Raw genomic sequence first — 22,951 nt, forward strand, 5'->3', positions numbered from 1 at the left:
CGGCCTCGCATTCTCGGGATCGCTTTCATGTCCTGCGTAACCGATCGCCCATGGCCCGCTCCGCCGCCGACGCTCCGCCGGACCTGTCCGGCCTCCTCGATCTCGCACGAGACCGGCGTCTCGACATGAAACCCGTGCTGCTGCGGGTGCAGACGGACCTCTTCCGGGCCGCACCGGTGCGGGACGTCGCGACGATCCGGGCCTTCGAGGCCCTGGCCTGCGGGCTGATCCCGACGGTGGACGCCGCCACCGCCGAGATCGTCGCCCAGAAGCTCGCGCCGCTCCCCGACACGCCCCAGAGCGTACTGGCGCTGCTCGCCGCGCAAGGCGGCGGCGCCCGCGACGCGGTGCTGGCCGGGAGCCCGGTGCTCACGACCGCCCTGCTCGAGGCCGCCGGCAGCGGCCCGGGCCTCGACGCGGTGTTGGCCCGCCGGCCCGACCTCGGCCGGGCCCTGGTCGAGGACCTGAGCCTGCGCGGCGACCCGGAGGTCGACCTCTCGCTCGCCGGCAACCCGGGGGCGCCGCTCGCCGGGCCGGCCCTGGAGCGGCTGGTGGAGCGGGCGCGCCGGCGGCCCGATCTCGCAGCCCTGCTGCTCACCCGAGACGACCTGCCGGCGGTCGACCTCGCCCCGCTCTACCTCCAGGCCGAGCCGGAGCGCCGCACGGCGATCCGCGAGGGCGTCGCCGCCCGCGCCGCCCTGCGGCCGCAGGGCCGGGCAGGGATGCGCGCCGCTGGCGCGGCGCTCACCGCCTTCGCGGGCCGGGGCGAGCCGGAGAGGTTCGAGGCGGCGCTCGGCGAGGCGCTCGGCATGCCGGGGGCGTGCTTCCGCGCCACCGAGCCGGAGCGGCGCGACCTCCTGGCGCTCGCCCTGCGGGCCGCCGACCTCGCCGAGGAGGAGGCGGTGTTCATCTTCCTGCGCCTCGATCCCTCGATCGCCCGCTCGGTCGACGCGGTGTTCGGCCTGACCCGACTGTTTCGCTCGATGGACGCCGCCACGGCGCGCGACCTCGTCGCCTCGATCCTCGGCGGCGAGCCGACCGCGCGCAGCGCCACGCCCGACCAGCACCGCCCGGCCCACGGCCCGGCCTCGCCGCGCCTGCGCCCGGCGGCGACCGCCGCCCCGGCCCTGCGCCCCGCCCTGCCGGAGCGCACTCGCAAGACCCGGTGAGCCGGGCTCGGCGTGCGGAGCGCGGCGGTTTCACCTCGGCCGCGAAATGGTCTAGGCACGGCATCCGGAATGCCGTGCCGCCCGTGACGGGCGAAGCCGCGGCGACAGAACGAGAAACCGTCGCGGAGGACGTTCGTGAGTGCCAGCCTGCCGGTCGCGCTGCCCGACATCGGTGACTTCAAGGACGTCCCGGTGGTCGAGATCCTGGTCAAGCCCGGGGACCGGATCGCCGTCGACGACCTCCTGATCAGCATCGAATCCGACAAGGCCACCATGGAGGTGCCCTCGCCGGTGGCGGGCATCGTGTCCGAGATCCTGGTCGCGCCCGGCACCCGGGTGTCGCAGGGCACGCCGATCCTGATGGTCGACACCTCCGGCGAGGCGGGAGCGCCCGCCCCCGCCGCATTGTCCCCTGCCCCGCAGGCTCCCACCCCGCAGCCCCCCGCCCCGCGGCCCCCCGCCCCCGCCGAGGCCCCGGCAGCCCCGGCGGCCGGTAGTACGCCCGCATCCCCCGTCCCGTCCGAGGCCCACGCCACCCCGTCGGTGCGTGCCTATGCCCGCGAGCTCGGCGTCGAGCTGGCCGGCATCGCCGGCTCAGGGCCCCAGGGGCGCATCCTGCGCGAGGACGTGCTGGCCTTCGTGCGCGGCCAGATGGCCGCCCCGGCTCCTACAGCCCCGGCGCCCACCGCCGCCCCGGCCGCGCCCGCATCCGGGATCGGCGCCGGCCTGCCGCCCTGGCCGCAGGTCGACCACGGCAAGTTCGGCCCGGTGCGGCGCGAGTCCCTGTCGCGCATCCAGCAGATCTCCGGCCAGGCACTGACCCGCAACTGGCTGACGATCCCGCACGTCACCAATTTCGACCACGCCGACGTCACCGAGACCGAGGCGCTGCGCCGCGAGCTGAACGGGGCCGCCCGCCCCGGCAGCCACAAGGTCACCATGGTGGCGATCCTGATCAAGGCGGCCGCCGCGGCGCTGCGGGCCCATCCGAGCTTCAACGCGGCGCTCGACGGCGACGGCCTGATCCTGAAGGACACCGTCCATGTCGGCTTCGCGGTCGACACGCCGCGGGGCCTCCTGGTGCCGGTGGTGCGCGACTGCGACCGCAAGGGCCTCGTCGAGATCGCCCAGGAGATGGGGGAACTCGCCGAGCAGGCCCGGTCCGGCACGCTGCCGCCCGCCGCGATGCAGGGCGGCGGCTTCTCGGTCTCCTCGCTCGGCGGCATCGGCGGCGACGGCTTCACCCCGATCATCAACGCGCCCGAGGTGGCGATCCTCGGCGCGGCGCGCTCGCGGATCGAGCCGGTCTGGGACGGCAGCACCTTCCAGCCCCGCCTGATCCTCCCCTTGAGCCTGTCCTGGGACCACCGGGCGGTGGACGGCGCGGCGGCGGCCCGCTTCCTGTCGCACCTCGCCGCGGTGCTCGCCGACCTGCGCCGGGGCGCCCTGTGATCCGGGCGGCCGTCGAGGCCGACCATCCGGCCCTGGCGCGGCTCTTCGAGGAGATGCAGGCCTACTACGCCGTGCCCTGCCCGCCCCGCGGGGAGATCGAGGCGTCGCTCGCCGGACGCCCGGCCGGCACCGAGATCCTGGTGGCGGAGGAGAGCGGGGCCCTCGCCGGCTTCGCGGCCTTCTCGGCGATCTATCCAGGCCCGGGCCTCGCCGGCGGCCTCTTCCTGAAGGAGCTGTTCGTCGGCGCCCGCTACCGCGGCAGCGGCCACGGCCGCGCCCTGGTGCGGGCGGTGGCCGCGCAAGCGGTGGCGCGCGGGTTGAAGCGCGTCGACTGGACGGCGGATGCCGGGCAGCCGGCGCTGCTCGCGTTCTACGAGGGGCTCGGGGCGGCGCCGAAACCCGACAAGGTGTTCTTCCGGCTGGACGGGGAGGCGTTGTCGCGGCTCGGCGGGCAGGGGTGATACGAGCTGCGCCGCTTGCGCGGGATCGGCGAGCCGGTGCCGGTCCACAAGTTCATCTGAGATCCGGCGCCACGCCCTGATCGACGAGGCCGAGGCGCGGCACCACGGTGCCGGGGGCGAGGATCGCGCCCGGGGCCACGACGGCGTTGGCGCCGAGCCGCGCCCCGTCCCCGACGAGGGCGCCGAACTTGGCACGCCCGGTCTCGATCAGCCTGCCGTCGTACCGGAAGGCCACCGTGGCGCCGGGCCACTCGTTGCGGTGGTTGGCGATGACCGCGCCGGCCTCGAGGTTGACGGCCCGGCCGATCACGCTCTCGCCGACGAAGTTGAAATGGGCGAGCGCCGTGCCGGCGAACAGGAACGAGGCCTTCAGCTCCGAGCCGGGCCCGATCGTACAGGCCTCCTCCAGCCAGACGCCGCCCCGCAAGGTGGCGCCGTGGCCGATGAAGCAGCGCGGCCCGACGACGAGCGGGCCCTTGAGCACCGCGCCGGGCTCGATCCGGGTGCTGGCATGCACCGCCACCTCGTCGGCGACGGAGAAATCCGCGCCCAGGCCGGCCAGCAGCCGGCGGACGATGTCGTCTGCCGCGCCCGTGAGCGCCCAGGGCGGCTCGGCGGCGAGATCCGCGAGGGCGGAGGCGGGCAGGGCCGGGATGTGACGTACGAGCAGGTTCACGGCCGTCACGAACCCCGGGGGCTCAGTCGCAGACGCGGACGCGGCGGATGTAGACGTCGCCGAACTCGTCGATCATCCGGCGGCGGACGGTGTAGCACTCGGGGCCGTAGGCCGGGGCGTAGCCGTAGGCCGGCCCGCCATAGACGGGGGTATAGCCGTAGGCAGGAGCCGGCGCGTAGCCGTAGCCATACCCGTAGGCCGGGCGCGAGCCGGCCGCGATGGCGCTGCCGAGGGCGAGGCCGCCGACCGCCCCGAGGGCGAAGGCCGGCCCGGCCCGCCAGCGCGCCTCGGCCGGGGCGGCGCCGACCAGGGTCACGCTCGCCAGGGTGGCCGCGGCCACGCAGATGGATGCGATGCGCTTCATGGCAGATCCCCATGACGTAAGGGTTGAACAAGCATTCGCGAGCACATCAGACCCGATGACCGTGGTCCCTGCGTGCTCGTTGTCCCGTTTATCGCACCGCCAGGCTGAACGGAGGCTGAAGCTTGGGCACAGGATTCCTTCAGCCTGCTATGCGGCGTCGGCCGTCGGCTTCGCCCGGACGATGCGGTGGCCGGATACCTCGGCGCCGGCCTCCGGGGCGAGGCGGCGGAACGACAGCGCCGAGAGCCCCGAGAGGATCGCCACGGCCAGGAAGGCAGGCCCGAAGTCTTCCGCCCGGATCTCGGTGCGGCCGTGCCACTCGGACGCCGACTGGAGCACGAAGGCCCCGAAGGCGACGCCGATGCTCAGGGACAGCTGCTGCGCCACGCTGGCGAGGCTCGTCGCCGCGCTCATGTCGCGCGGGTCGACGTCGGCGTACGCGATGGCGTTGACGGCGGTGAATTGCAGCGAGCGGAAGCAGCCGCCGACGAGGAGCACCGCGATGATGAGGGCGTGCGGCGTGCCCGCGGTGAACAGGCCGTTGACGGCGAGGAGGCCGGCGGCGACCACCGCGTTCAGCGTCATCACCGCCCGGAAGCCGAAGGCGCGCAGGATGCGGGCCGCGATCGTCTTCATGAACAGGGCGCCGGCGGCGGCCGCGAAGGTGATGAGGCCCGAATGCAGCGGGTCGAGCCCGAAGCCGAGCTGGAGCATCAGCGGCAGCAGGAAGGGGATCGCCCCCGTGCCGATGCGAAACAGGCTGCCGCCGAGCACCGCCGCCCGGAAGGTCGGGTAGCGCAGGAGGTCGAGGCGGATCACCGGATGCTCCACCCGGCGGCTATGGGCGAGGTAGAGCCCGCACAGCACGACGCCCGCCCCGGTGCAGGCCCAGGACACCGCCTCCGGCAGCAGGTGGCGCCCGCTGGAGGCGAGCCCGAGCATCAGGCTGGCGAGCCCGGCCCCCGACAGGACGAAGCCGAGGAGGTCGAGGGGCGGGCGCTCCTCCTCCTTGACGTCCTGGAAGTAGCGGGTGGCGAGCAGGATGCCGGCGAGCCCGATCGGCAGGTTGATGAAGAAGATCCAGCGCCAGTGGAGCGCCGTGGTGATGAAGCCGCCGAGCGGCGGGCCGATCACCGGGCCGACCAGCGCCGGAATGGTCAGCGTCGCGAGCGCCTGGACCAGCTCGCCCTTGGGCACGCTGCGCAGGAGCACGAGGCGCCCTACCGGCACCATCATCGCTCCGCCCATGCCCTGCAGGAAGCGGGCGGCGACGAACCAGCCGAGCGAGTTCGAGGCCGCACAGGCGAGCGAGCCGGCCATGAACACCGCGAGCGCCCAGCGGAAGACCGTGCGGGCGCCGTAGCGGTCGGCGGCCCAGCCGCTGATCGGGATGAAGATCGCGAGGCTGACCAGGTAGGAGGTCAGGGCCAGCTTCAGGGCGATCGGGTCCTCGCCCATGTCCGCGGCGATCGCCGGCAGCGACGTGGCGAGCACGGTCGAGTCCGTGTTCTCCATGAACAGGGCCGTCGCGACGACGAGGGGGACGATCCGGACGGTGCGCATGGCACCGTATCTAGCGCTCGCCCGGAACGCCGGAAGCGCGAATCGGCGGGGCCTGCCCCGTCATCCGTGCGGGGCAGGCCGATCCCGGCGTTACGCGGCCGCCACCGGGAGCATCCCGTCTCCGGCCGCGCGCCGGGGCGCCGGGGCGTGGGCCACCGGCAGCACGCCGTCGTCGGCGAGCGTCACGAAGGCGCTCCCGTCATAGGCCAGCAGCGCGCCGGTCTCGATCTCGAAGAACCAGCCGTGGAGCGCGAGCCGCCCCTTGGCGAGCGCCGCCGCCACGCTCGGATGGGTGCGCAGGTGGGCGAGCTGCGCCACCACGTTCTCAAGGGCGAGCGCCCGCAGGCGCTCGGTCGGTCCGAGTTCGGCCGGGTAGGCCTCGCAGACGATGCGGTCGGCGGCGTGGCTGTGGCGCAGCCAAGCGGCGACGTTCGGCATCGCGTCGAGGGCGCCGGGCTGCATCAGCCCCTTCATGGCGCCGCAATCCGAGTGGCCGCAGACCACGATGTCGCGAACCCCGAGCGCCACAACCGCGTACTCGATCGCTGAGGAGACGCCGCCGTTCATCTGCGAGAAGGGCGGCACGATGTTGCCGGCGTTGCGGCAGACGAACAGCTCGCCGGGCCCGGCCTGGGTGATGTGCTCGGGCGAGACCCGGGAATCGGCGCAGGCGATGATCAGGGCCTTCGGCTGCTGCCCGTCGCGCACGAGGCGCCGGTACATCTGCCGCTGGCCCGGAAACACGCTGCCGCGGAAGGTCGAGATGCCCTGGATGATGCTGCTGTCCACGAGGTGTCCTTGTGCGGGAATGAGGTGCGGGAACGGGAGGATGCGGGCAACGCCGCGATCCGTCGGGATGGTGGCTCGCGGCCGGCTCGTACGGACCCCGCTCCCGCCGCTTGCGCGGAGAAGCGAGACGATCCGCAAGTCACCGACTGTATTTCCCGGCGATCCGTCGTTGCCGCGCCGATAATGAGGACAATGACGGAGACGATGTTCCGGGGATGTGCGGGTACGCACCCGGGTTGATCCTGCGAGATAATCCCGGGCCCGGGCGGCATTGTGCGGCGGCGCACGCGCTATCGGTGGATCGCAGGACGACATCGGACGGGACGGCGCCGCGAGGCGTCCGCCCGCGCGGAATCGGTCGCCGCCGGCGGCCCCGGCTTGACCGCTCCGGCCCCCGCGGCCCATACCACCGGCAGCATCGAGGAGGCCCATGGTCACCACCGCGAGACGGCCTCCGGGCCTGCCCCCGCGCTCCGGACCGGCGCCGGCCCTGCGGCGTCCGGGCGCCCCCGCCCCGCGGTTCCGTCGCCCGCTCTGATGGACCGCGATCCGATCGTCTTCGCCTGGCGCAGCGCCAAGCGCCGGCACGCCGCCGCCATCGCGGTCGCCCTCGGGCTCGGCGCGCCCCTGGTCGGGCTCGGGCTGCTCGCCCTGCGCGATCTCGTCGACGAGCTCCTGGCCCTTGCCGAGCCGGGGCGCGGGCCGATCCACTTCCTGCACCTCGTCGTGCCGTTGCCCGAGCGCCTCGGCGGCCACGGGCTGGTGCTGGTGCGCGGCTGGCCGCTGCCCGAGAGCGCCCTGACCCTGTGGGCGCTCGGCGCCCTGATCCTCGTCGCCCTGGCGCTCGCCGGGCTCGGCTGGGGCGTGGCGCGGCTCTGCGTGACGGCGCAGGCCGAGGCGGTGCGCCGCCTGCGCGAGGTGGCCGAGGACGCGATCCTGCGCTCCGGGCCGGCCGCCCGGGACGACGCCCGGGCGCTCGCCGGCCAGGTCGGGGCGGCGATCCGCGCCGCCGACGGGCTCCTCGCCGTCGGCATCCTGGTCCCGGCGCTCGCCGCGGGCAGCGTGCTCCTGGCGCTGGCGGTCGCGGCGGCGGTGGCGCCGCGTCTCGTGGCGGCGGCGGGCATCAGCCTCGTCGCCGCGGCGCTCGCCCGCCAGCTCCTCATCGCCAGGACCGAGCGCCGGGACGACCAGCGCCGGCTCGAGGGCGCCGCCCTCGAGCGCGGACTGACCGACCTCGTGCGGCGGCTGCCGGCGGTGCGGGCCCACGGCACCACCGCCTTCGAGCATGCCCGCCTCGGCCACGTCGCCGAGCGGGCGCGCCGGGCCCTCACCGAGACCGAGAACGACCTCTCCCGCGCCCGCGCCCCGGCCCTCGCCCTGGCGGTGCTGGTGCCGACCGTGATGCTGGCGGCCGCCCTGTGGCAGGCCCCCGCCCCCGCCGCGCCGGTGAGCGCCGGCGGCCTGTCGGCGGTGCTGGGGGCGCTCGCGATCGCCTCGAGCGCGGTGGCGGCCTTCCTGCGCCAGAGCCGGCGGCGCCGCGCCGCCCTGCCGGCCTTCCGGGAGATCGCCCGCGCGGCCGCCTCGCTGGAGGCCCGCGCCCGGGCGCCGCGCCGGCTGCGCAGCCAGTCCGCTCCCCTGCCGGACGGCGGGCCGATCGTGCTCTCGACCGTGGCGGCCTACGATCCGGCCTCGGGCGAGCGCCTGATCGGCCTCGATCTCTCGCTGCCGATGCCGAGCCACGTCGCGATCCTGGGCGACCGCGGCAGCGGCAGCCGGGTGCTGGCCGCCCTGATCGCCGGCCAGCTCGAGCCGACCGCCGGGGCGGTGACCTATGCGGGCACCGACCTGCGCTCGGTCGAGCCGGCGGAGCGGGCGCGCCGCATCGCCTATGCGGGCGGCGAGCCGGTGCTGATGAGCGGCACGCTCCTGCAGAACATCCTCTACGGCGATCCCGCCTTCGCCGACGGATCGAGCCCCGACGCGAGCACGCCCAACGCCGGCGAGCTGGAGGAGCGCCTGGTCGAGGCGCTGTCGGTCACCGGGCTCGACCGGCTGGTCTACGGGCGCGGGCTGGCCAGCGTGCTGCCGCGCCGCCTCGACGCCACGACCGCCGCGGCCATCGTCGAGACCCGGGACGCCCTGCGGGCGGCGCTCGCCGCCGACCACGCCGCGCATCTGATCGAGCCGTTCGACCCCGCCCGCTACAACCGCCAGGCGACGGTGGGCGAGAACATCCTGTTCGGCGCCCCGGTCGGCTCGGCGTTCTCGGAGGCGCGGCTCGCCGGCCACCCCTTCACCCGGGCAGTGCTGGAGGCCGAAGGCCTGACCCGGCCGATGACCGAGATGGGGCTCGCCATCGCCCGGGCCACCGTCGAGATTTTTTCCGACCTGCCGGACGACCACCCGCTCTTCGACGCCTTCTCGCTGTTTCCGGCCCGCGAGCGCGGCTTCTTCGAGGACCTGGTGGCGCGCCAGCCCGAGGCCTCCGGCTGGCGCCGCGGCCCCGCCGGCCAGCGCGACCGCGCCCGGCTGATCGGCCTGTGCCTGCGCTACAGCGAGACCCGGCACCGCTTCGGCCTCATCGACGAGGCGATGGAGGCGCGCCTCGTCGCGGCGCGGCGCACCTTCGCGGCCCTGCTGCCGGCCTCGCTCACCGGCTCGGTCGAGTTCTACGATCCCGGCAAGGTCACCGCGGCGGCGAGCCTGGAGGAGAACCTGCTGTTCGGCCGCGTGGCCGGGGCGGAGGCCGGGGCGGGCGCACGGGTGCGCGCCCTGATGCAGGCGGTGCTGCGCGAGCGCGGCCTCGAGCGCACGGTCTACCGCTTCGGCCTGGCGAGCCAGGTCGACCCGCGGGCGGCGGAGAGCGGGCTCGGCGGCCGCGACGGCTTCACGCCGTTCGAGCGCGCGGCGATCGACCTCGCCCGCTGCCTTGTGCGCCGTCCCGACATCCTGGTGGTCGGCCTCGCCCTCGACGACCGCGGCGCCCCCGAGGTGATGGCGGGCATCGAGCGGCTGCGGGCGGCGCGGGCCGGCCGCGGCCTCGTGGTCTGCCTGCCGGCCGAGTGCCGGCCGGACGAGGCCGCCCCCTTCGACGTCGTGCTGCGGGCCGAGCGCACCACCGTGGTGCGGGCCGGCGGGCCGCCGGATGCCGCGCGGACCGCGCCGTTCGGGGACCGGGCCGCCGCGTCGTCCCCGGCGACCGAGTCATCCACAGAGCCGGTGCGGGACCGCACTCGCTTAACGGCAGATTAGGCCGTCCGGGGGAACCTTCGTCTTGTGCTCACCGTTCGTGCTGCACATCTTTCGTGTAGAGTTCCCACCCGTGTCTTGCCGGTCTGTCCGGCCGGAGCATTCGCCATGTGCGTTGTCGCACATCCATCCCCTGCAACCCCCATCACGGTCACCGGCATGACAACGAGGGGTCCTCTCATGGAAGCCGGCTTGACGCTCCGGTTCTGGGGCGTCAGGGGGTCGACCTGCGCCTCGGGCCCCGATTTCGTGGAATTCGGCGGGCATACGCCCTGCGTCGAGGTCCGCTGCGGCGAACGGCTGTTCGTGATCGATGCCGGCACCGGCATCAACGCGTTCGGTGCCCACCACCGCGACCGGGTGCCCCAGCGGGTGGACCTGCTGCTCAGCCACCTCCACCTCGACCATGTCGGCGGCCTGCCGTTCATGAAGCCGGCGGTCCTCGACCCCTCCCGCGAGATCCACACCTGGTGCGGCAACCTCGACGGGCAGAGCGCCGCCGAGCCCCTCGACCGGCTCTTCTCGCCGCCGCTCTTCCCGATCACCCTCGACATGTTCCCCGCCCGCTTCGTGCATCACGGGTTCCGGGCCGGCGAGAGCCTGACCTTCCCGGACGGGGCGGTCGTCGACACCATCCCGCTGCAGCACCCCCAGGGCGCCACCGGCTACCGCTTCCGGCATGCCGGCCGCTCGGCCTGCTACATCAGCGACCTCGAGCATTCTGAGCCCTGGCCCGACCCGGCGCTCCTCGACTTCGTGCGCGGCGCCGACCTCGTGGTCTATGACGGCATGTTCACTCAGGGCGAGTACCCGTCCTGCCGCGGCTGGGGACACTCGACCTGGCAGAAGGGCGTCGAGCTGTGCCAGGCCGGCGGCGTCGGCAAACTCGCCATCGTGCACCTCTACCCGCAGCACACCGATTCGCTGCTGCGCGACCTGGAGGTCCAGATGCAGGGCCAGATGCCCGGCGCCTTCGTGGCCCGCGAACGCCAGGAGATCACCTTCGCGGCCGTCGCGGAGGCGAGCCCGCGACGGCGGGTCGCCCAGGTCGCCTGAAGTCGCCCCGATCGGGTGGTGCGATCGGGGTTGCCCGATCAGAACGCCGTCGCGGCCCAGCCCGAGAGAAGGCCGGCGCCCAGCACCAGCACGAAGGCGGCGGCCCACAATTCGAGCACGCCGACCGCGATCGCCCCGCCCTGGCCGCGCCCCCCGGCGAGCCGCAGGGCGAGCGCCTTGGCGAAGACCGCGAGCGCCGCGAGGATTCCGGTGGTGATCGCGGTGCCGAGTGCCATCGCCAGGGTCGCGGCGACACCCGCCCACAGGATGCCCTGCGACAGGGCGAAGACCAGCACCAGGATCGCCCCGGCGCAGGGGCGGGTCCCGGCGGCCAGCACCACGCCGGCCTGCTCGCGCCAGCCCGCCAGCCGCTCGACCCTGGTTCCGTCGGCAAGACCGGCATGGCCGCAGCCCGGCCCGCAGGCCGGCCCCGCCTCGCGGTTGAGGAGGCGCGCGAGTTGCCCGGCCTTGCGCCAAGTCACCGCCGCGCCGAGCACCGCCACGCAGGCAAAGCCCGCAGTCTCGATCACCGTGCCGGCCTGGTTGAGGCCGGCGGCGGTGAGGCGCAGCACCACCGCGCCGCCGCCGACCAGCGCCAGGGCGACGACCGCCTGGAGCAGGGCCGCCAGCAGGCTCAAGGTGAAGCCGCGCTTCAGGGCGCGCTCGCCGGCCATCAGGTAGCCGGCGATCACCGCCTTGCCGTGGCCGGGCCCGGCGGCATGCAGCACCCCGTAGGCGAAGCCGAGACCGATGAGGGTCGGGGCCCCGTCCCGGCCGTCCTTGACCGCCGAAACCGCGGCCTGGAGCGCCCGCGAGAAGCCGGCCTGCATGGCGAGCAGCCAGGCGCCGAGGCTCGTGGCGCCGTTCGGGCTCGCCTCGCGAAAGCCGATGCCGAAAGGCGAGCGCGGCGGCGCCCGGAAGCCGGGAGCCAGCAGCCCGAGCAAGGCGGCCAGCAGCGCGGCGGCCGCCAGGACCGCGAGGGCAGCCAGCAGCAGGCGCTGGAGCCCGCGGGAGGGGAGAGCGAGGGGAAGGGCGCGAGTCAGCACGCGACGACGATCCGGTTGGCAAACTGCACGCCGTAGGTCGAGGCGGCGGTGATCGCCTCGAAGAAGGCCTCCGACATGCCGGTGGCGGCGGGCGCAGGCGCGGTAGTCTTGGGCCGGTGCGCGGTGACGCGGCAGGCGGCCGGCGCGCCGACCAGCGTCGCGACCTCGCCGCCCTCGGCGAGGCTGAAGGCGACGAAGTAGGTCGGGTCGTAGACCTCGAGCGAGGCCGTGCCGGCGACCGGCGTCTTGAGCGGCAGGGTGAAGCGCAGGGTCAGCTGCCCGTCCGAGAAGGTCATCGCCGGTTCGGCGGCGGCGCCGAGATCGACCTTGCGGCCGTTGACCTTCAGCACCGTGAAGTAGGCGTTGTCGGCGAGGTTCTCGGCGTTGTCCCGGGCGAGCGCGGCGAGTGCGGCCGGGTTGACCGGCCCGGTCGTCGACTGGCCCAGCCCCTGGATCGCGAAGGCGGAATAGGTCGGATCGAAGGTCCAGGCATGGCGCACCGCCCGCAGGACCCCGTCGGGCCCGTAATCGAGCTCGGCCCGGGTGGCGATCCAGACGTGCGGATGCGCGAGAGCCGGCGTCGCCGCGGCGAGGGCGGCAGGCAGGAGGCCGACGAGGAGACGGGACGGGCGCAGCATGACGATGTCCTTCGGCGACGCTCGCCCGTCGTGGTGAAGCGGTGGTGAAGCGCGTCGCGCCCCCGGTGGCGCACTGGTCCCGCCGCATTGCGGCGGGAGCGGGGCGGTGGGGGACGGGCTCCGAAATACGAAGGACAGCGCCCGAACCCTCCCCTCTCTGCGGGGGAGGGTGGCACCCGGAGGGGGCCGGGAGAGGGGCAGCGCGACACTTCAGGATTAGGTGCCCTTCATCATGGTCGCGACCTCTCCGGAAGCGTCGTCCCCTCTCCCGCCCCGCTCCGCGGGGCACCCTCCCCCGCAGAGGGGGGAGGGTTCGGCCGGGAACCGCACATCAGCCCCCGCTCCAGCAGGTCGAGATGCCCGTCCAGGTAGGCCGGCCCGTCGAGGGCGTGGTCGTCGCCGAACATCAGCCGCCAGGTACAGGCCATGATGACGGGGGCGAAGAGCAGGTGGGGGAATTGCTCGGCGGCGGAAGGCCGGAACTCGCCCCGCTCGACCCCGTAGCGGACGACCCGGCGCAGGGCCTCCACCTCCGGGCCGATCACCTCGGCGCGCCAGCGATCGGCGAGGTCGGGGAAGCGGCTGACCTCCGCAAGCAGCATCCGGATGATCTCCCGGGTGCGCCGGTCCTCGACCATCTGCGCATATTCGAAGGCGAAGTGGGTGCGCAGGATCGCCATGGCGGAGCCCTGCGGGGCGGCGGTGAGGGCCGCCAGGTGCTCGCGCGAGGGACGGCTCATCTCGTGCATCGTGGCAAGGAACAGGTCCTCCTTGCTCGGGAAGTACAGGTAGATCGTGCCCTTGGTGATGCCGGCGCGGGCCGCCACGTCGTCGAGCTTGGTCGCCATGAAGCCGCTGCGGGCGAATTCCTCGAACGCTGCCTCCACGATCTCGCCGGGCCGCTCCTCCTTGCGCCGCCGGCGCTGTCCCGCCACTGCCATCTCGTACCCTTATTGACTGCCTGGTCAGTTATTAGTACGAGACAGGGGTCGCCTTCAAGGAGCGCGCCATGGCCCGCACGGTGATGTGCCCGTCCCGGATCCGCCGGTCTCGTCCAACCCAGCCGACCTGGCCCGGGTTCACCCGCCTGGCCAACGGCCTCGACCTGCACGCTCCCGCGTCCTCCCGCGCGCATCCGCTGCTGCCCCGGCGCGGCGCCGTGCCGGCGCTCGCCCTGGTGCTCGTCGCCATCGCCGGCCGGGCCGGGCTGCTCGCCTGGACCCGCATCGATCCAGTGGCGGCGCCCTGCACGACCTGCGTGGTCGAGCAGGGCCGGCTCTGAGCCGGCACGTCCTTTCGCCTTCGCCCCGGTCCGTCGCCGGGGCCTCACCCACAGATGCGGCGACGCCTCCCCTCGCGGGCGGCCCGCCGCATCTGGAAGGAGCGGCCGCACCCGCCCCCTCGCGGCCGCTCCTTCACATCCACCCCCCGCCCGTGCTGTCCTTCGGGGCTTCCCGTCCCACGCCGAACCGGTACGCTCGACGACCATGAGATCCAGCCCGACCCTCCGGGGCCTCCACCGCTCGGCCGTGGTCACCGCCCTGCTCCTTGCGGGACAGGTCCTCGGCGGGCAAACCCTCGCCGGCCAGGCCCGCGCCGACGCGCCCGCTCCGACGGCCAAGGACGAGGCGAAGCCGGCCGCGGCGCAGGACGCGGAACCTGCAGGCGCGCCCGCCGAGGTGCGGGTGGTCACCGCGGCGCTCGCCCCGGTCTCGGCCGAGGTCGTGCTGACCGGCGACATCCAGGCCAAGTTCCTGAGCAACATCGCGTTCCGGGTCAGCGGCAAGATCCAGGAGCGCCTGGTCGAGGTCGGCGAGCACGTCACCGCCGACCAGGTGCTGGCCCGGCTCGAGCCGCAGGAGCAGCAGGTCAACGTCGACACCGCGCAAGCCGCACTCGCCTCGGCCGAGGCGCTCTTGACCCAGGCCAAGGTCGGCTTCGAGCGCCAGCAATCCCTGATGCGCAGCGGCTACACCACCCGCACCGCCTACGACCAGGCCGAGCAGACCCTGCGCACCACCCAGGCCTCCGTCGAATCCGCCAAGGCGGCTTTGGGCAACGCCCGCGAGCAATTCTCCTACACCGAGCTGAAGACCGGGGTCGCCGGCATGATCACGGCGCGCAACGCCGAGGCAGGCCAGGTGGTCCAGTCGGGCCAGACCGTGTTCACGCTCGCCCAGGACGGGCCGCGGGACGCGGTGTTCATCGTCTCCGAGACGCTGCTCGCCGAGCCGCCGGAGGGCAAGACCGTCGACATCATCCTCCTGTCCGATCCACGGGTGCGCACCACCGGGACCGTCCGGGAGATCTCGCCGGCGGTCGATCCGTCCTCGGGCGGCGTGCGGGTGAAGATCGGCCTCTCGGCCGTACCGCCCGAGATGTCGCTCGGGTCGACGGTGGCGGGCCTCGGCCGCTTCCGCGCCCGGCAGGCGATCAGCCTGCCCTGGAGCGCGCTGTTTCGCTGGCAGGACCAGCCGGCGGTCTGGGTGCTCGATCCGGGCACCGGCACCGTCGCGCCGAAGACCGTCACGATCGACCGCTACGCCGGCTCGGCCATCGTGCTGTCGGACGGCGTCGCGCCGGGCGAGCGGGTGGTGACCGCCGGGATCCAGCTCCTGCGCCCCGGCCAGGCGGTCGCGGTGGTCGGGGAGGACGGGAAGTGAAGCACGTCCCCGCCCTCGCAGTCCTCGTCCTCCTCGCCGCCTGCCAGGAGAAGAAGGCCGAGGCGCCGCCGCCGGTGCGCCCGGTGCTGACCACGAAGGTCGAGATCCGCACCGCCGAGACCTTCGGGCCCTTCGCCGGCACGGTCGAGCCGCGCTACCAGACCCAGGCCGGGTTCCGGGTGCCGGGCCGGATGGTCGCCCGCGACGTCTATGTCGGCGATCTCGTGCCCAAGGGCGCGCGCCTCGCCGCCCTCGATCCCACCGTGCTGCAATTCGCCGTCACCCGGGCCCGGGCCGACGTCACCGACGCCGAGGCGCAGCTCGCCAACGCCAACGCCGTCGAGGGACGCCAGCGCACCCTGTTCGACGGCGGCAACGTCACCCAGGCCGCCCTCGACGCGGCGGTCGCCACCCGCGACACCGCCGCGGCGCGCCTGGCCCAGGCCAAGGCCGCCCTCCAGAAGGCGACCGACGAGCTCGGCTACGCCACCCTGAAGGCCGATGTCGACGGGGTGGTGACCGCCTGGAACGCCGAGGTCGGCCAGGTGGTGAGCGCCGGCCAGGTCGTGGTGACGCTCGCCCGCCCCGACATCCGCGAGGCGGTGGTCGACATTCCGGACGGGCTGATGGCCGGCATCAAGGCCGGCACCGAGTTCACCGTGACGCTCCAGGCCGCCCCGACCATCACCGCCAAGGGCCGGGTGCGCGAGATCGGGCCGCTGGCCGACCCCGCGACCCGCACGCGCCGGGTGCGCATGACCCTCACGGCGCCCCCGGAGGCGTTCCGGCTGGGCACCACCATCACGGTGGCCTTGGCCCGTGCCACCCCGCCGCGCATCACCCTGCCGGCCACCGCCCTGCTGCGGGAGGAGAGCCGCACCAGCGTCTGGGTGGTCGCGCCGGACGGCAAGTCGGTCGCCCGCCGCGAGGTCGCGGTGGTCCCGGTCTCCGACACCGCGCACCACGACGACGATGCGGTGACCTTGAGCGACGGCCTCAAGGCCGGCGAGACCGTGGTGGTGGCGGGCGTCCACAGCCTGAAGGACGGGCAGGCGGTGCGCCTGACCGCCTCGGGCCTCTGACCGCTCCCTGATTTTTTTCGCGCGCGGCCCGACCCGGCCCGCCTTCCAGACCCCTTTCAGCGCGAGGCCGCGCCCGATGAAGTCGTTCAACCTCTCCGAATGGGCGCTGTCGCACCGCTCCTTCGTCTGGTTCCTGATGGCGGTGGCGATCGTCGCCGGCGCGATGTCCTATCGCAAGCTCGGCCGCGAGGAAGACCCCGCCTTCGCGATCAAGACCATGGTGGTGCAGGCGGTGTGGCCCGGCGCCACGATCAGCGACACCCTCGACCAGGTCACCGACCGGATCGAGAAGGAGCTGCAGCAGATCGGCGCGGTCGACTACACCAAGAGCTACACCACGCCGGGCCAGGCGACGGTGTTCGTGAACCTGCGCGACACCACCCCGCCGCAGACGATCCCGTGGCTGTTCTACCAGGTCCGCAAGCGGCTCGGCGACATCAAGGGCACCTTCCCGCAAGGCATGCAGGGCCCGTTCTTCAACGACGAGTTCGGCGACGTCTACGGCAACGTCTACGCCTTCACGGCCGACGGGCTCTCGATGCGCCAGCTGCGCGACTACGTCGAGACGGTGCGCACCCGGATCATCAAGGTGCCGAGCATCGGCAAGACCCAGATCATCGGCGCCCAGAACGAGGTGATCTATCTCGGCTTCTCGACCCGCAAGCTCGCCGGCCTCGGCGTCGACGTGCAATCGCTGATCAAGACCCTGCAGGCCCAGAACGCGGTGGCGCCCTCGGGCGTGATCCAGGCCGGGCCGGAGCGGGTCTCGGTGCGGGTCGGCGGGCAGTTCACCGACGAGAACAGCCTGAAGGCGATCAACCTGCGGGTCAACGACCGCTTCTTCCGCCTCTCGGACGTGGCCGAGATCGAGCGCGGCTACACCGATCCGCCCGAGGCGCTCTTCCGCTACAACGGCCGGCCGGCGATCGGGCTCGCCATCGCCATGCAGCAGAGCGGCAACCTGCTCGAGTTCGGCGAGGCCCTGAAGTCCCGCATGCGCCAGGTCGAGGCCGAGCTCCCCGTCGGCGTCGGCATCCACCTCGTCTCGGACCAGCCCAGAATCGTCGAGGAAGCGGTCGGCGGCTTCACCAAGGCGCTGGTCGAGGCGGTGGTGATCGTGCTCGTGGTCTCGTTCCTGAGCCTCGGGATGCGGGCCGGCCTCGTGGTGTCGTTCTCGATCCCGCTGGTGCTCGCCATCGTGTTCGTCGTCATGGAGGTGATGGGGGTCACGCTGCAGCGCATCTCGCTCGGCGCCCTCATCATCGCGCTCGGCCTCCTCGTCGACGACGCGATGATCACCGTCGAGATGATGGTGTCGCGGCTGGAGGCCGGCGACAGCCTGCACAAGGCCGCGACCTTCGCCTACACCTCGACCGCCTTCCCGATGCTCACCGGCACCCTCGTCACCGTGGCGGGCTTCCTGCCGATCGGCTTCAACGGCTCGGCGGCGGGCGAGTACACCTACTCGCTGTTCGTGGTGATCGCGGCCTCGCTCCTCGTCTCCTGGGTGGTGGCGGTCCTGTTCGCCCCTCTCATCGGCGTGAAGATCCTGCCGAAGACCATGAAAGGCCACCACGAGAAGCCGAGCCGCCTGCTCAACGGGTTCCGGGCCCTGCTGCTGCCGGCGATGCGCTTCCGCTGGATCACCGTGGCCGCCTGCGTCGGGATGCTGGGTGCCGCCGTCGTCGGCATGGGCCACGTCCAGCAGCAGTTCTTCCCGGCCTCCGACCGGCCCGAGGTGCTGGTCGACATGACCCTGCCGCAGAACGCCAGCATCAGTGAGACCAAGGCGCAGATGGACCGGTTCGAGGAGGCCCTGAAGGGCGACTCCGAGATCAAGCGCTGGAGCTCCTACGTCGGCCAGGGCGCGATCCGCTTCTACCTGCCCCTCGACCAGCAGCTCTCGAACGCCTTCTTCGGCCAGATCGTGATCGAGACCGTGTCGCTGGAGGCCCGGGACCGCACCATGGCGCGGCTCAACGCGCTCGCCCGGCGCGACTTCGTCGGCACCGACGTGTTCATCCATCCCCTCGACCTCGGCCCCCCGGTCGGCCGGCCGATCCAGTACCGGATCAGCGGCCCCGACCTGCAGGTGGTGCGCGCGCAGGCGCTCAAGCTCGCCAACCTGGTGGCGCGGAACCCGCATGTCGGCCTGCCGACCTTCGACTGGAACGAGCCCGGCAAGGTCCTGCGGGTCGAGATCCTGCAGGACAAGGCGCGCCAGCTCGGCGTGACCTCGCAGGACATCGCCGGCATCCTCAACGGCGTGGTCGGCGGCACCACGATCACCCAGGTCCGCGACGCGATCTACCTCGTCGACGTGGTCGGCCGGGCGCAGGGGCCGGAGCGGCGGTCCGTCGACACGCTCCAGAGCCTGCAGGTGCCGACCGCCGGCGGCGCCACCGTGCCGCTGCTCGCCTTCGCCAAGATCCATTACGACCTCGAGCAGCCGATCGTCTGGCGCCGGGACCGGATGCCGACCATCACGGTGCGCGCCTCGATCACCGACGCGACCCAGCCGCCGACGGTCGTCGATGCGCTCGCCCCCGCGGTGGCGCAGTTCCGCGCGGAGCTGCCCGACGGCTACGACCTCGCGACCGGCGGCGCCGTGGAGGAGGCCGCCAAGGGCCAGGGCCCGATCGCCGCGGTGGTGCCGGTGATGCTGCTGGTGATGGCCTTCTTCCTGATGGTGCAGCTCCAGAGCGTGCAGAAGCTCTTCCTCGTCTCGAGCGTCGCCCCGCTCGGCCTGATCGGCGTCGTCGCGGCGCTGCTGCCGTCGGGCGCCCCGATGGGCTTCGTGGCGATCCTCGGCATCCTGGCGCTGATCGGCATCATCATCCGCAACGCCGTGATCCTGGTGACCCAGATCGACGAGTTCGAGGCCGAGGGCATGACGCCCTGGGACGCCGTGGTGGAGGCGACCTGCCACCGCATGCGCCCGATCCTGCTCACCGCGGCCGCCGCGAGCCTCGGCATGGTGCCGATCGCCCGCGAGGTCTTCTGGGGGCCGATGGCCTACGCGATGATCGGCGGCATCATCGCGGCGACCTTCCTGACCCTGTTCTTCCTGCCGGCGCTCTATGTCGGCTGGTACCGGATCCGGCCGCAGAAGACGGGCGAAGGGCACGCTCCCGGTCACGCTCCCGCCGGGACGTGAGGCCGGACTCGCACCACCCGCCCGCCGCTTGACTTCGAGCGCGCTCGAACCCCTAGCCTCGGATGCGTCGTGGCGAGAAGGTGCGCATGAGGATCGGGGAACTGGCCGCGCGTTCGGGACTGACCGCCCACACCCTCCGCTACTACGAGCGGATCGGGCTGCTCCCCTACGCCGACCGGAACCGGTCGAGCCACCGTGACTACGACGCATCGATCCTGACCTGGATCGCCTTCCTGGATCGTCTCAAGACGACCGGGATGCCGATCCGGGAGATGGTGCGCTACGCGGCCCTGCGAAACGACGGCCCCGCCACGCAGGCGGAGCGCCGCGAGATGCTGGAACGGCACCGCGCGCGCGTCCGCGCTCACGTCGCTGAGCTGCAGGATTGCCTTCTCGTCCTTGACACCAAGATCGCCGGCTATGCCGGCACCGACGAGAGGATGCAGGCGCATGACACAGGACCATCGGGCCGGCGACAGCCGGCTGGAACGCGGACGCCGGGCGCTCGCTGAGATCGACGGCCATGCCGGAGAGGCGGTCGTCGCCTCGCTCGCCGACATCGCCCCGGATTTCGCGACCTACCTGTTCGAGTTCCCGTTCGGCGACATCTACAGCCGCCCCGGCCTCGACCTGCGCGCCCGCGAGATCGCCACCATCGCGGCGCTGACCGCGATGGGCAACGCGACCCCGCAACTCAAGGTGCACATCGCGGCGGGACTGAACGTTGGTCTCTCGCGCGAGGAGATCGTCGAGATTCTCATGCAGATGGCGGTCTATGCCGGATTCCCGGCGGCGCTGAACGGCCTGTTCGCCGCCAAGGCGGTGTTCGCCGAGCGTGAGGCGGCCGGCTGAGCCGCTCGGTCCTCCGGTGGCGGGGCCGGTGATCCGGCTCCGCCTGCGGGTGCGCATCCGTGGGTACGCGACGAGTCGTGCGACTCTGGCGTGAATACGTCGAGACGAACAACAACCTTCCCTGGCGTTTCACCTCTCCTTGCGTAAGATGCGGCACACGCCAGTGTCCGTGGCGCCGGGAGGCAGGATGACCTCAACCATGATCGAAGCGAGCCGAAGCCCTGCGCCGCGGGGTGCGCCCGTGACCTTCGACGCGCGGCTCGGCGGCTTGACCCGGCTCGCCCTCAAGGGCGTCCTGCTCTCGCTCGTGACCTTCGGGATCTACCGCTTCTGGTACGTCACCGACCTGCGGCGCTACTTCTGGAGCCGCACCGCCGTCGACGGGTCGCCGGCCGAGTATACCGGCACCGGCAAGGAGCTTTTTCTCGGCTTCCTGGTGGCTCTGGCACTTCTGGTGCCGATCTATCTCGGCCTGTTCGCGATCTCGCTCGCGGTCCCGGCGCTGGCCCCGCTCTCGGTCGCGATCTCCTTCGTGACCCTGTTCGTGCTCGGGCAATACGCGCTCTATCGCGGGCGCCGCTACCGGGCGATGCGCACGCTGTGGCGCGGCATCCGGCTCGGCCAGGACGGGTCGGCCCTCGTCTATGCGGCCCGGGCGGCGGGCTGGTGGCTCCTCGTCTACCTGAGCTTCGGGCTCGCCTTCCCGTTCATGCGCGCGAGCCAGGAGCGCTATCGCGTCGGCCACACCCTGGTCGGTACGAGCCGGCTGAGCTCGATGGCGCGCGGCCGTGGCGTGCTGGGGCCGTGGCTGCTGCTGTATGTCGTCGGTCTCGGGATACCGATCGGGCTCGGCGTCGCGCTGCTGGTCGCCTCCGACTTCTCTCTGCCGGCCGACCTGATGGTGCCGAAGCCCGGCGGCAAGGCGGGCGAGACGATCCTCAACCCGGCCTATGCGGGCGCGACGATCGGCCACCTCGCGAACGCCCTGTTCGTCGCCGCCCCGGTCTGCCTCGTAGCAGCATTCCTGCTGTTTCCGTACTACCGCGCCCGCGAGGCCCGGGCCTTCGCGAACGCCCTGCGCCTCGGCGGCGTGCGTCTCGCCTCGACCCTGCGGGCGCGAACCTTCTACGCGGCCTATCTTCGCTACGCGGCAGCGCTCGTCGGCCTCCTGCTCGCACTGGGCCTCGGGGTCGGCCTCCTGACCCTGGCCGCGCAGCAGGCGGGGATCGGCGTGGTCCGCTGGGCCGTCGTCCTGGCCTATCTCGGCGGTGCGCCCCTGTTGGCGGTGCTCTATGTCCGCCTGGTGCAGGCCCGGCTCTGGGCCGCGGTCGCGACGAGCCTGACGGTCGTCGACCCGGACGAGCTCGCGGCGATCCTCGCCTCGGCCCGGGGTGCCGGCAGCGGCCTGCAGGAGGGCCTCGCCGACGCGCTCGACGTCGGCGGCGCCCTCCAGATCGGCTTCTGAGCGGTGGGACACCCGCTGCCGCAGACCTCCCCCGTCGAGGCCGAGGGCCGCTACTTCGACGGCCTCAGCGCGCGCCCGCACCCGGTGCGCCTGCGGCTCGACGAGCGGTTCCGGATCACGGGCGGCGCCGTCGCGAAGAACTGGGACCCGCTCGACCTCCGGGCGGCGGATGCGCCGCCGCCGCTGATGCGGGTCGGCCCAGGCCACGCGCCGGACCGGGTCGAGTTCGCGGATGCGGCGCTCGCCGCCGCCCTGGCGGAGCGCTGCCCGGACCTGCATCGGCGGGAGGGAGCGGGCGGCACCGCGCGCCTCGTGCTGTGGTCGGTCGCCGCCGGGATCTCGGTCCTGCTCGTCGCGCTTTTCGGCGTGCCGTACGTGGCACGTCTGCTGGTCCCGCTGGTGCCGGATACCGTCGAGGCGCGTCTCGGCGCCGTAGTCGAGCCGCAGGTGCTGCGCGTCCTGGGACATCCGCCGGCCTGCACCGGAGAAGCCGGGCGCGCCGCCCTCGACCGCCTCGTCGCCCGGCTCGTCGCAGCGCGGCGCCCCGACGGATCGCTGCCGGCGGACCTCGCGGTGAGCGTGCGGCGCCACGACATGGCGAACGCCCTCGCGCTGCCGGGCGCCCGGGTGATGCTCCTCTCGGGCCTGATCGCGCGGGCGAGATCGCCCGACGAGGTCGCGGCGGTGCTCGCCCACGAGCTCGGCCATGTCCGGGCACGCGATCCGACCCGCGCCCTGATCCGGGCCTCCGGCACGTCGTTCCTGCTGAGTCTCGTACTCGGCGACCTCACCGGTTCGACGGTGATCGTGGCGGTCGGCGAAGCGGTGCTCTCGGCGGGCTACAGCCGCGAGGCCGAGCGGGCAGCCGACGCCTACGCGGTCGATCTGATGACGCGCGCCGGCGGCAACGGCGCCGCCCTGGCCGACATCCTCGAGCGCATCGCCGCCGATGACGGACCGCGCGGGAACCTTGACGTCCTGCGCAGCCACCCCCTTACCGCAGAGCGCGCCACCACGATCCGCGCACTCGCCGGTCCCGGCGCAGCCGGGCGACGAATCCTGCCGGCCGACGCGTGGACCGCCCTGACGGGAATCTGTGCCCCCGCCGAGCGGGCGCCGCACGACGCAACGACGCCGTGAATGACGGTATGGAGGGCCCCCACGGAAGGCCCCCTCCCCTGCCCCCGGCTGTCCGGGGATCGGTCACGATCGACGTAAGGGCGCTTACATCAGCGCGGTTCGGCGCGACGAGCCAGTAAGCGCTCGGTG

20 protein-coding genes are annotated in these 22,951 nt (G+C 73.3%); 13 read left to right on the forward strand and 7 right to left on the reverse strand.

Annotated elements, in window-relative coordinates:
- Positions 1 to 50: 50 nt before the first annotated feature.
- The 3 genes from HPY23_RS28205 (at position 51) to HPY23_RS28215 (ending at position 3,082) form a co-directional block, all read left to right on the forward strand.
- The gene (locus tag HPY23_RS28205; RefSeq protein ID WP_091888384.1) at positions 51 to 1,169 is read left to right on the forward strand and encodes a DUF2336 domain-containing protein; all 1,119 of its coding nucleotides are present in this window, start codon (positions 51 to 53) and stop codon (positions 1,167 to 1,169) included.
- Between the two features lie 135 nt (positions 1,170 to 1,304).
- Positions 1,305 to 2,621: a 2-oxo acid dehydrogenase subunit E2 gene (locus HPY23_RS28210; RefSeq protein ID WP_091888382.1), complete on the forward strand. Its 1,317-nt coding sequence runs from the start codon at positions 1,305 to 1,307 to the stop codon at positions 2,619 to 2,621.
- 53 nt (positions 2,622 to 2,674) lie between these two features.
- On the forward strand, positions 2,675 to 3,082 hold the full coding sequence (locus HPY23_RS28215) for a GNAT family N-acetyltransferase (protein WP_091888478.1): 408 nt from the start codon (positions 2,675 to 2,677) through the stop codon (positions 3,080 to 3,082).
- Between the two features lie 52 nt (positions 3,083 to 3,134).
- Here the strand turns inward: HPY23_RS28215 and HPY23_RS28220 are convergent, their stop codons facing one another.
- The 4 genes from HPY23_RS28220 to HPY23_RS28235 all read right to left on the reverse strand — a co-directional run bounded on the left by HPY23_RS28220 (position 3,135) and on the right by HPY23_RS28235 (position 6,474).
- Positions 3,135 to 3,758, reverse strand: coding sequence for a DapH/DapD/GlmU-related protein (locus HPY23_RS28220; protein ID WP_338101108.1), 624 nt, complete (start codon positions 3,756 to 3,758; stop codon positions 3,135 to 3,137).
- A gap of 22 nt (positions 3,759 to 3,780) precedes the next feature.
- Entirely contained in the window at positions 3,781 to 4,122 is a 342-nt protein-coding gene (locus HPY23_RS28225; RefSeq protein WP_091888378.1) for a hypothetical protein, read from the reverse strand.
- A 147-nt stretch (positions 4,123 to 4,269) separates the two neighbouring features.
- Positions 4,270 to 5,685: an MDR family MFS transporter gene (locus HPY23_RS28230; RefSeq protein ID WP_091753212.1), complete on the reverse strand. Its 1,416-nt coding sequence runs from the start codon at positions 5,683 to 5,685 to the stop codon at positions 4,270 to 4,272.
- A gap of 90 nt (positions 5,686 to 5,775) precedes the next feature.
- Positions 5,776 to 6,474 carry a carbonic anhydrase gene (locus HPY23_RS28235; RefSeq protein WP_244537624.1) on the reverse strand — a complete coding sequence of 233 codons (699 nt, stop codon included), beginning with the start codon at positions 6,472 to 6,474 and terminating at the stop codon, positions 5,776 to 5,778.
- Positions 6,475 to 7,011: 537 nt separating this feature from the next.
- Between HPY23_RS28235 and HPY23_RS28240 the strand changes: the two genes are divergently transcribed.
- Both HPY23_RS28240 and HPY23_RS28245 read left to right on the forward strand, forming a co-directional pair.
- Positions 7,012 to 9,726 (forward strand): ATP-binding cassette domain-containing protein, encoded by a 2,715-nt coding sequence (locus tag HPY23_RS28240; RefSeq protein ID WP_091888376.1) that lies wholly within the window; start codon positions 7,012 to 7,014, stop codon positions 9,724 to 9,726.
- A gap of 156 nt (positions 9,727 to 9,882) precedes the next feature.
- On the forward strand, positions 9,883 to 10,779 hold the full coding sequence (locus HPY23_RS28245) for an MBL fold metallo-hydrolase (protein WP_091888374.1): 897 nt from the start codon (positions 9,883 to 9,885) through the stop codon (positions 10,777 to 10,779).
- Between the two features lie 38 nt (positions 10,780 to 10,817).
- On the opposite strand, the gene HPY23_RS33310 is transcribed toward HPY23_RS28245, so the two are convergent.
- The 3 genes from HPY23_RS33310 to HPY23_RS28255 all read right to left on the reverse strand — a co-directional run bounded on the left by HPY23_RS33310 (position 10,818) and on the right by HPY23_RS28255 (position 13,404).
- Entirely contained in the window at positions 10,818 to 11,825 is a 1,008-nt protein-coding gene (locus tag HPY23_RS33310; RefSeq protein ID WP_329618743.1) for a nickel/cobalt transporter, read from the reverse strand.
- Complete coding sequence (locus HPY23_RS33315; RefSeq protein WP_060848232.1) at positions 11,819 to 12,463, reverse strand: DUF1007 family protein; 645 nt, start codon at positions 12,461 to 12,463, stop codon at positions 11,819 to 11,821. Before HPY23_RS33315 ends, HPY23_RS33310 begins: the two co-directional genes overlap by 7 nt.
- A 230-nt stretch (positions 12,464 to 12,693) precedes the next feature.
- Positions 12,694 to 13,404: a TetR/AcrR family transcriptional regulator gene (locus HPY23_RS28255; protein WP_091888372.1), complete on the reverse strand. Its 711-nt coding sequence runs from the start codon at positions 13,402 to 13,404 to the stop codon at positions 12,694 to 12,696.
- 68 nt (positions 13,405 to 13,472) lie between these two features.
- On the opposite strand from HPY23_RS28255, the gene HPY23_RS28260 reads away from it, so the two are divergent.
- The 8 genes from HPY23_RS28260 (at position 13,473) to HPY23_RS28290 (ending at position 22,822) form a co-directional block, all read left to right on the forward strand.
- On the forward strand, positions 13,473 to 13,745 hold the full coding sequence (locus HPY23_RS28260; protein WP_091888370.1) for a hypothetical protein: 273 nt from the start codon (positions 13,473 to 13,475) through the stop codon (positions 13,743 to 13,745).
- Positions 13,746 to 13,950: 205 nt separating this feature from the next.
- On the forward strand, positions 13,951 to 15,126 hold the full coding sequence (locus HPY23_RS33320) for an efflux RND transporter periplasmic adaptor subunit (RefSeq protein WP_091888368.1): 1,176 nt from the start codon (positions 13,951 to 13,953) through the stop codon (positions 15,124 to 15,126).
- Positions 15,123 to 16,208 (forward strand): efflux RND transporter periplasmic adaptor subunit, encoded by a 1,086-nt coding sequence (locus tag HPY23_RS33325; protein ID WP_091888366.1) that lies wholly within the window; start codon positions 15,123 to 15,125, stop codon positions 16,206 to 16,208. The genes HPY23_RS33320 and HPY23_RS33325 overlap by 4 nt, the downstream gene beginning before the upstream one ends.
- Before the next feature lie 76 nt (positions 16,209 to 16,284).
- Positions 16,285 to 19,365 (forward strand): efflux RND transporter permease subunit, encoded by a 3,081-nt coding sequence (locus HPY23_RS28270; RefSeq protein ID WP_091888365.1) that lies wholly within the window; start codon positions 16,285 to 16,287, stop codon positions 19,363 to 19,365.
- Between the two features lie 86 nt (positions 19,366 to 19,451).
- On the forward strand, positions 19,452 to 19,877 hold the full coding sequence (locus tag HPY23_RS28275; RefSeq protein WP_091888363.1) for a MerR family transcriptional regulator: 426 nt from the start codon (positions 19,452 to 19,454) through the stop codon (positions 19,875 to 19,877).
- Positions 19,816 to 20,217: a carboxymuconolactone decarboxylase family protein gene (locus HPY23_RS28280; protein ID WP_091888360.1), complete on the forward strand. Its 402-nt coding sequence runs from the start codon at positions 19,816 to 19,818 to the stop codon at positions 20,215 to 20,217. The genes HPY23_RS28275 and HPY23_RS28280 overlap by 62 nt, the downstream gene beginning before the upstream one ends.
- A gap of 199 nt (positions 20,218 to 20,416) precedes the next feature.
- Positions 20,417 to 21,682, forward strand: a complete 1,266-nt coding sequence (locus HPY23_RS28285) for a YjgN family protein (protein ID WP_091888358.1) — start codon at positions 20,417 to 20,419, stop codon at positions 21,680 to 21,682.
- Between the two features lie 3 nt (positions 21,683 to 21,685).
- Positions 21,686 to 22,822, forward strand: coding sequence for a M48 family metallopeptidase (locus HPY23_RS28290; RefSeq protein ID WP_244537623.1), 1,137 nt, complete (start codon positions 21,686 to 21,688; stop codon positions 22,820 to 22,822).
- Positions 22,823 to 22,951: the final 129 nt, after the last annotated feature.

The sequence above is a fragment of the Methylobacterium ajmalii genome (assembly GCF_016613415.1).
Taxonomy (GTDB): Bacteria; Pseudomonadota; Alphaproteobacteria; order Rhizobiales; family Beijerinckiaceae; genus Methylobacterium; species Methylobacterium ajmalii.

What these genes read in the sequence shown, in the direction of transcription:
- HPY23_RS28205 (WP_091888384.1), top strand. Translation starts at nt 51, where the DNA reads ATGGCCCGCTCCGCCGCCGACGCTCCGCCGGACCTGTCCGGCCTCCTC.
- HPY23_RS28215 (WP_091888478.1), top strand. Translation starts at nt 2,675, where the DNA reads ATGCAGGCCTACTACGCCGTGCCCTGCCCGCCCCGCGGGGAGATCGAG.
- HPY23_RS28225 (WP_091888378.1), bottom strand. Translation starts at nt 4,122, where the DNA reads ATGAAGCGCATCGCATCCATCTGCGTGGCCGCGGCCACCCTGGCGAGC.
- HPY23_RS28230 (WP_091753212.1), bottom strand. Translation starts at nt 5,685, where the DNA reads ATGCGCACCGTCCGGATCGTCCCCCTCGTCGTCGCGACGGCCCTGTTC.
- HPY23_RS28240 (WP_091888376.1), top strand. Translation starts at nt 7,012, where the DNA reads ATGGACCGCGATCCGATCGTCTTCGCCTGGCGCAGCGCCAAGCGCCGG.
- HPY23_RS28245 (WP_091888374.1), top strand. Translation starts at nt 9,883, where the DNA reads ATGACAACGAGGGGTCCTCTCATGGAAGCCGGCTTGACGCTCCGGTTC.
- HPY23_RS33315 (WP_060848232.1), bottom strand. Translation starts at nt 12,463, where the DNA reads ATGCTGCGCCCGTCCCGTCTCCTCGTCGGCCTCCTGCCTGCCGCCCTC.
- HPY23_RS28255 (WP_091888372.1), bottom strand. Translation starts at nt 13,404, where the DNA reads ATGGCAGTGGCGGGACAGCGCCGGCGGCGCAAGGAGGAGCGGCCCGGC.
- HPY23_RS28260 (WP_091888370.1), top strand. Translation starts at nt 13,473, where the DNA reads ATGGCCCGCACGGTGATGTGCCCGTCCCGGATCCGCCGGTCTCGTCCA.
- HPY23_RS33320 (WP_091888368.1), top strand. Translation starts at nt 13,951, where the DNA reads ATGAGATCCAGCCCGACCCTCCGGGGCCTCCACCGCTCGGCCGTGGTC.
- HPY23_RS28270 (WP_091888365.1), top strand. Translation starts at nt 16,285, where the DNA reads ATGAAGTCGTTCAACCTCTCCGAATGGGCGCTGTCGCACCGCTCCTTC.
- HPY23_RS28275 (WP_091888363.1), top strand. Translation starts at nt 19,452, where the DNA reads ATGAGGATCGGGGAACTGGCCGCGCGTTCGGGACTGACCGCCCACACC.
- HPY23_RS28280 (WP_091888360.1), top strand. Translation starts at nt 19,816, where the DNA reads ATGACACAGGACCATCGGGCCGGCGACAGCCGGCTGGAACGCGGACGC.
- HPY23_RS28285 (WP_091888358.1), top strand. Translation starts at nt 20,417, where the DNA reads ATGATCGAAGCGAGCCGAAGCCCTGCGCCGCGGGGTGCGCCCGTGACC.